This window comes from Nitrincola sp. A-D6 (genome assembly GCF_000764495.1).
Lineage (GTDB): Bacteria > Pseudomonadota > Gammaproteobacteria > Pseudomonadales > Balneatricaceae > Nitrincola.
Map to the genome: position 1 here is coordinate 20,900 of NZ_JRLB01000001.1, position 6,302 is coordinate 27,201.

Here is a 6,302-nt window from a genome sequence, read left to right on the forward strand (position 1 = left end):
CTCTTCTCGGATAGCCTCCTAGGTATGCATTCAGCCTTTTGTACGTTTTATCCAGTCAGCCAGCAAGGCTCTTTCTTCCAGCGTCATCTCGGTTTTATTCAGAAAAGGCATATCATGTGTCAGGATACTTCTGGCTTCAATTCTATCCAGCAAGCGCAGTATATCAGTGCCACTTTCCAGGAACACGCCACCGGGAGAGACCACGAAGATATCATCTGTAGGGCTGCGGCTATGACAGGTTGCACAGCGCTCCATCACTATGGCAAAGGCCTGGTTATCTGTTAGCTGTGCCTCACCTACCTCCATTTGAGCCATGGGCTGTGGGCGTGCGATCAGCACCAGCACAACAAACGCCAGTACCGCTGTAATCAGAATAGACGGTTTGACGATGCCTTTATGGCGCAGATTGAAAAAATGTCGGGCCCAGGCACCGATCACTATCAACGCGGTCAAAATCGCCCATCCATATTCATGCCCATAGGTCATCGGTGAGTGATTGCTGAGCATAATAAACAGCACCGGGATGGTGGCATAATTGTTATGGGTGGAACGGCGTTTGGCATTCAGACCGTAAATGGGATCTGGTGACTCACCTCTTTCAATCGCTCCGATAAGCGCTTTTTGTGATGGAATAATGGTGGTGAACACATTGGCCGCCATACAGGTACCAATCAACGCACCGATATGAATATAAGCCGCACGATCACCAATATACTGACTCAGAAACCAGGCGAGAAATGCAATCACAACCAGCAGAATCAGCCAAATAGCAACTCTTTATCGACCAAGGGGGTGCGGCACAAGAGTTCGTAAACCAACAGCCCTGCGACGATGCTGCCGACTCCCAGACCAATCGCCTGCCATGGGGCCAGATCGGCCTTGGATGGGTCAATCATATAGCTGGAAGCACCGACATAGTAAATCAGCGTCAGCAGCAGTATCCCGGTAATCCAGGTGGAGTAGGCCTCCCACTTGAACCAGTGCAGGTGTTTGGGCATTTTTTCCGGACTGAGCTGGTATTTGGCGACTTCATAAATTCCCCCGCCATGAATGGACCACAGGTCCCCTTTAATGCCCTTGTCCTTTTTCCACTGTGGCGGTTCTTCCAGCGAGTTATCCAGCCAGATAAAGTAAAAGGATGCACCTATCCAGGCAATGGCGGTGACAACGTGCAGCAGTCGCACGACCAAGTTCAACCAGTCATACAAATAGGGATCCATGATTTAATTCTCCTGAAGGTAAGCAAGATTGCCAAGAATATAGGTGGCATAAATTAAGCGGTCATCACCGAGGGTGGTTAAGGCAAACAGCATCTCGGTCAGGCTCTCGCACTGGGCTGTTCTGAAACTGAGCAGCGGGGTTGCCTGGGGATCCACAACAATAAAATCCGCTTCTTTCCCGGGTAAAAAGTTACCGATCAGATGATCCAGAGATAAGGCGCGGGCACCACCCAAGGTGGCCAGATACAAGGACTGGTGAGGGTGTAACGAGTGCTGTTGCAGCTGTTGGATTTTGTAGGCTTCAGCCAGGGTGCGGAACATGGAAAAGCTGGTGCCGCCGCCTACATCGGTTCCCAGGGCATAGCGGATACCCTGTGCGCTGATGCGTTGCATATCAAATAATCCAGAGCCCAGAAACAGGTTGGAAGTGGGGCAGTGCGCCAGTACCGTGCCTGATTGAGCCAGACGCTCACAGGCTGAATCACTCAGGTGGATACCATGGGCATAGACACAGCGAGATCCCAGCAGACCCGCTTGCTCATAGACATCCAGATAGTCGCGTGCCTTGGGGAACAGATCGGCAACCCAGGTCAGTTCATCATGGTTTTCAGCCAGATGGCTTTGCAGATAAACATCAGGATAGCTCTGTAGCAATTGGCCCGCACTATGGAGCTGCTCCGGCGTACTGGTCGGAGCAAAGCGCGGTGTCACGGCATAGGATAGGCGCTGCTTGCCATGCCACTTTTCGATCAACTCAGCTGATTCGGCATAGCCCGATTCTGCGGTGTCGCATAAGGCCGCGGGGGCATTTCGGTCCATCAACACCTTGCCTGCGATCATCCGCAGGTTCTGTGCGGCAGCCGCTTCAAAAAATGCATCGGCCGACGCCTTATGCACGGTTGCAAAGACCATGGCGGTGGTGGTGCCATTGCGCAGCAGTTCATCAATAAACAGCTCGGCAATGGATTTCGCATAGGCGGCATCAGAAAATTTGCTTTCAGTCGGAAAGGTATAGTTATTCAGCCAGTCCAGCAGTTGTTTGCCATAGGAGGCAATGATTTCCGTTTGCGGATAATGGCTATGCAGATCAATAAAGCCGGGCATGAGCAGTTTGCCCGAGTAGTCCACCAGTTTGACTGAAGGGTCCAGCGTAGAGATGAGCTCAGCATAGGGTGCGAGAGCCTTGATCTTGCCATCCTCAACCAGCAACAGGGCATCTTCGATATACTCGCTGGCGTGTTCGGCATGGGTTAGGGGATCTTCCAGATAGTGCAGAACAGATCCACGAAAGGCATGCTGGTTCATGTGTCAGGAGCCTCGGTAGGTGGTATAGCCAAACGGGCTAATCAGCAGGGGAATGTGGTAGTGATCGCCAGCACCACTCAAGTTGCACTCTATATCCACCTGAGGATAAAACGCAGGCTGATCCTGTGAGGTAAAGTAGTCCTCCAGGCTAAAGCGCATACGGTAACGGCCTGCGGTCAGGGTGATGTCCTTTGCCAGCAGGTCGGCAATGCGACCATCCTGATTAGTGACTCCCTGGCTGATTTCAATCCAGTTTCCCTCATCCAGGTGGTAAAGGCTGATGGGAATGCCTGCGGCCGGGCAGCCTTTGGCGGTATCCAGTATATGGGTTGTGATTTGGCTCATACGTCTGTCCTGCTTGTCAGTGTTAGTTTTGTCAGTATTAGTTCTGGAGTAGTTTTTCCAGGCGGATGCGGGTGATCTTGTTCTGCTCCTCGGCTGCCAGGTGGATTTCGGTTTCCGGGTCGTTGGCTAATCGCTCTGTCAGCAGTGCCAGCATCTCCTCGGCTGATTTACCCGTGGCACAGACAATAAAAATGTACCCGAAGCGCGCTTCATACTGTCGATTGCCTTCAGCCAGAGCCTTTAGCGTGGCTTCTTTGGCGCTGTCGACAGAGGATTGTTCGCCTGCGGCCAGGGCTTTGGTGTTGGCATATTTGGCGCGCAGGGAACTCACATCGCCGATCTTCGGGTGGCCTTCAAAGGCTTGCAGATAGTCACTTTTTTCGAGTCCTGCCCAAATGCGCGAAGCTTCTGCGAAGAGCGCGGCTTCGTTGCTGAAAGGCCGCGCCTGTAACATGCCTTGTACCCAGGCTTCACTGACACAGCATTGCTGCAAGCAAGTAGCGGCTGTCTGCGGATCGAGTTGATTGAGTTCATTCAGTGTCATTGTGTGTCTCTTGAAGTTGCGTGTTCAGTTCGGTTTGTTCGGCTGTCGATAGGCCCTGGTGTATGCCTTCTTCGGGTTGATGGCTGCGGTAGTGCTGAATGACCCGAGCAGCAATGGAAACCGCTACCTCCATAGGGCGTTTACCACCCAGGCCGGTAACGCCAACAGGGCATCCAATACGGCCAATCTCCCCGGAGCTGAACCCGGCATGCCGCAGGCGATGGCGAAAGCGTGCTGCCTTGGTATCTGAGCCGATTAAACCGATAAATCCCTGGTGTTGCTGTGTTAATGCGGCTTCACACAGGCGGTAATCCTGATCGTGCGAATGTGTCATGATCAGCAGCGAGTCATTTGTATTTATCTGACTGAAAACCTCTGTCGGGTCAGTTGGATGGTGCTTTATGATGTCAGTTGCTAGTTGGGCTGGAAACTGCTCTGGCCGACTATCAACCCAGTGCAGCCTGAGTGGCAAGTCTTGCAGGATTTTGCTCAGCGCTTGTCCGACATGACCGGCACCAAACAACCAAAGCGAGTGGCTGACGTGATAAAAGCATTCAAACAGCAGTGAGGCATTGCCGCCGCAACACTGACCCAGCACGGCTGCCAGTGGAAACTTCTGCAGGCGTTGTGCGTTTTTCCTCTCAGACAAGAGTTGGCGCGCGTATTCAAGCGCATGCCATTCCAGATTGCCTCCACCCAGGGTGTCGATCAAAGCATTGTCAGTCACCAGCATTTTGCTGCCAGGGTTGCGCGGTACGGAGCCTTCCGTACTGATCACACTGACCAGTACGTGGGGCTGACCACTGCGTTGGCATTCGGCCAGTGCATCACTCCAACGAATCATCAGTTGGCCTCCTGTTGTGCTTTCAGTGCCTCAATAGCACCCAGTACCCGCTCTGGTGTGGCGGGAGTATCCAGATCCGGACTGATACGGTAGTCACTAAGGCTGCTGATGGCATCGCGCAGGGCAGACCAGACAGAGATTGCCAGCATCAACGGCGGCTCACCTACAGCCTTGGAGTGGTAAAGAGTATCTTCAGCATTGGCTTGATCAAACAGCCTGACGTTAAACACCGGTGGGGTGTCACTGATCGCCGGAATTTTATAAGTGGCGGGTGAGTTACTGAGTAGCAGTCCCTCCTTATTCCAGACTAACTCCTCGGTAGTCAGCCAGCCCATGCCCTGTATAAAGCCCCCTTCTATCTGGCCAATATCGATGGCCGGACTCAGGCTCTTGCCGACATCATGCAGAATATCGGCTCGTAGCAGCCGGTATTCACCGGTCAGGGTGTCCACTAATACCTCAGAAACGGCGGCACCAGTGGCAAAGTAGAAGAAGGGACGGCCTTGGGCTTTTTCCCGGTCATACCAGATTTTCGGAGTACGGTAATAGCCGGTCGCCGACAGGGAAATTCTGGCCAGATAGGCCTGCTGTACCAGCTCGGCAAAAGTCACTGACTGGTTATCATCCCACCAGACCCGATTGTTGCAAAAGCGGATCTGCGACAGCGGAACACCCTGTTGTTCGGCAACAAAGTCACTCAGTCGCTGCTTCAGCGTCAGTGCGGCCTGCTCGGCCGCTTTGCCATTCAGATCAGAGCCACTGGAGGCGGCTGTGGGCGAGGTGTTGGGTACCTTGTCCGTGCGGGTGGCGGTAATGCGTATCTGCTGCAAATCCACCCCCAGTGTACTGGCAACTACCTGGGCTACCTTGATGTGCAGTCCCTGGCCCATTTCCGTGCCGCCGTGGTTGAGCTGGATGCTGCCATCGGTGTAAATGTGTAGCAATGCACCCGCCTGGTTCAGGTGCTGCAGGGTAAAAGAGATACCAAACTTCACCGGTGTCAGCGCCAGCCCGCGCTTGAGAATAGCGCTGTTGCGGTTCCACCGGGTAATCGCTTCGCGCCGCGCACGATAGTCACTGCTCTGTTCCAGCTCCGTAACCAAACGCTGCAGCGTGGCAAACTCCACCCGCTGATGATAAGGGGTCAGATCCCTTTTTTCGCTATAAAGATTACGCTTGCGGATATCCAGAGGGTCACAGCCCAGGTGTCGGGCAATATCATCCATGGCGCGTTCAATAATTAACATGCCTTGCGGTCCGCCAAAACCTCGAAAGGCTGTATGCGATACGGTATCGGTAGCGACCCGGTGACCACGAATGTCAGCATTGGGCAGGAAGTAGGCATTATCGGCGTGAAACATGGCGCGATCGACGATGGCATCGGTCAGATCAGGTGAGTGGCCGCCATTACCGATGACCTCAATATCGGCTGCCAGTAGCCGACCCTGATCGTCACAGCCAAGGTGATAGCGGTTCACAAACGGGTGACGTTTACCGGTCATGACCATATCGTCCTTGCGGGGCAGGCGCAGCTTAACCGCCAGACCGGTTTTAGCCGCCATCAGCGCGGCCAAACAGGCCCAGGGTGCGGCCTGAGTCTCCTTGCCGCCAAAGCCACCGCCCATGCGACGCATATCCACCGTGACCTTATGCAACGGCTGGTTTAATACCTCGGCCACCAGTTTCTGCACCTCGCTGGGGTGTTGGCTGGAGGTGTAGATCAACATGTCACCATCTTCACCCGGCACCGCCAGACTGACCTGGCCTTCCAGATAAAGATGTTCCTGTCCACCGACCTGCATCTTCGCGCTCAGTTGAATAGGTGCCTGCTGCAAGGCCGTTGCGCAATCTCCCTGTTGCATGCGGTGGCTGGGTCGCAACAGCTGCTGCTTGGCCAGTGCCACTTCTGCATCCAGTTGCGGTGTCTNGGGCTTCGTAGTCAATCTCTGCCAACAAGGCGGCCTGCCGCGCGGCTTTTTCGCTGGTGGCAGCCACCAGCGCGATAGGCTGGCCGGCATAGCGAATGTCGCTTTGGGTCAAAACA

Annotated in this window: 5 protein-coding genes and 1 pseudogene; all 6 read right to left on the reverse strand. The window is 54.1% G+C overall.

The annotated features are described in order from the left end of the window. Nucleotides 1–30 precede the first annotated feature (30 nt). A pseudogene (locus LH51_RS24550) lies at nt 31–1,220 on the reverse strand (urate hydroxylase PuuD). Between the two features lie 3 nt (nt 1,221–1,223). After that, nucleotides 1,224–2,525, reverse strand: coding sequence for a guanine deaminase (gene guaD / locus LH51_RS00090; protein ID WP_036518564.1), 1,302 nt, complete (start codon nt 2,523–2,525; stop codon nt 1,224–1,226). Nucleotides 2,526–2,528: 3 nt separating this feature from the next. Continuing rightward, on the reverse strand, nt 2,529–2,870 hold the full coding sequence (gene uraH, locus LH51_RS20995) for a hydroxyisourate hydrolase (RefSeq protein WP_036518567.1): 342 nt from the start codon (nt 2,868–2,870) through the stop codon (nt 2,529–2,531). 37 nt (nt 2,871–2,907) lie between these two features. After that, entirely contained in the window at nt 2,908–3,414 is a 507-nt protein-coding gene (gene uraD, locus LH51_RS00100) for a 2-oxo-4-hydroxy-4-carboxy-5-ureidoimidazoline decarboxylase (protein ID WP_036518569.1), read from the reverse strand. After that, the gene (xdhC, locus tag LH51_RS00105) at nt 3,401–4,258 is read right to left on the reverse strand and encodes a xanthine dehydrogenase accessory protein XdhC (RefSeq protein WP_036518571.1); all 858 of its coding nucleotides are present in this window, start codon (nt 4,256–4,258) and stop codon (nt 3,401–3,403) included. Before xdhC ends, uraD begins: the two co-directional genes overlap by 14 nt. After that, on the reverse strand, nt 4,258–6,162 hold the full coding sequence (xdhB, locus tag LH51_RS00110; RefSeq protein WP_442934796.1) for a xanthine dehydrogenase molybdopterin binding subunit: 1,905 nt from the start codon (nt 6,160–6,162) through the stop codon (nt 4,258–4,260). The genes xdhC and xdhB overlap by 1 nt, the downstream gene beginning before the upstream one ends. Nucleotides 6,163–6,302 lie beyond the last annotated feature (140 nt).

Bases quoted from the DNA above. Each gene is read 5' to 3' on its own strand.
- uraH (WP_036518567.1), bottom strand. From the start codon at position 2,870: ATGAGCCAAATCACAACCCATATACTGGATACCGCCAAAGGCTGCCCG.
- uraD (WP_036518569.1), bottom strand. From the start codon at position 3,414: ATGACACTGAATGAACTCAATCAACTCGATCCGCAGACAGCCGCTACT.
- xdhC (WP_036518571.1), bottom strand. From the start codon at position 4,258: ATGATTCGTTGGAGTGATGCACTGGCCGAATGCCAACGCAGTGGTCAG.
- guaD (WP_036518564.1), bottom strand. From the start codon at position 2,525: ATGAACCAGCATGCCTTTCGTGGATCTGTTCTGCACTATCTGGAAGAT.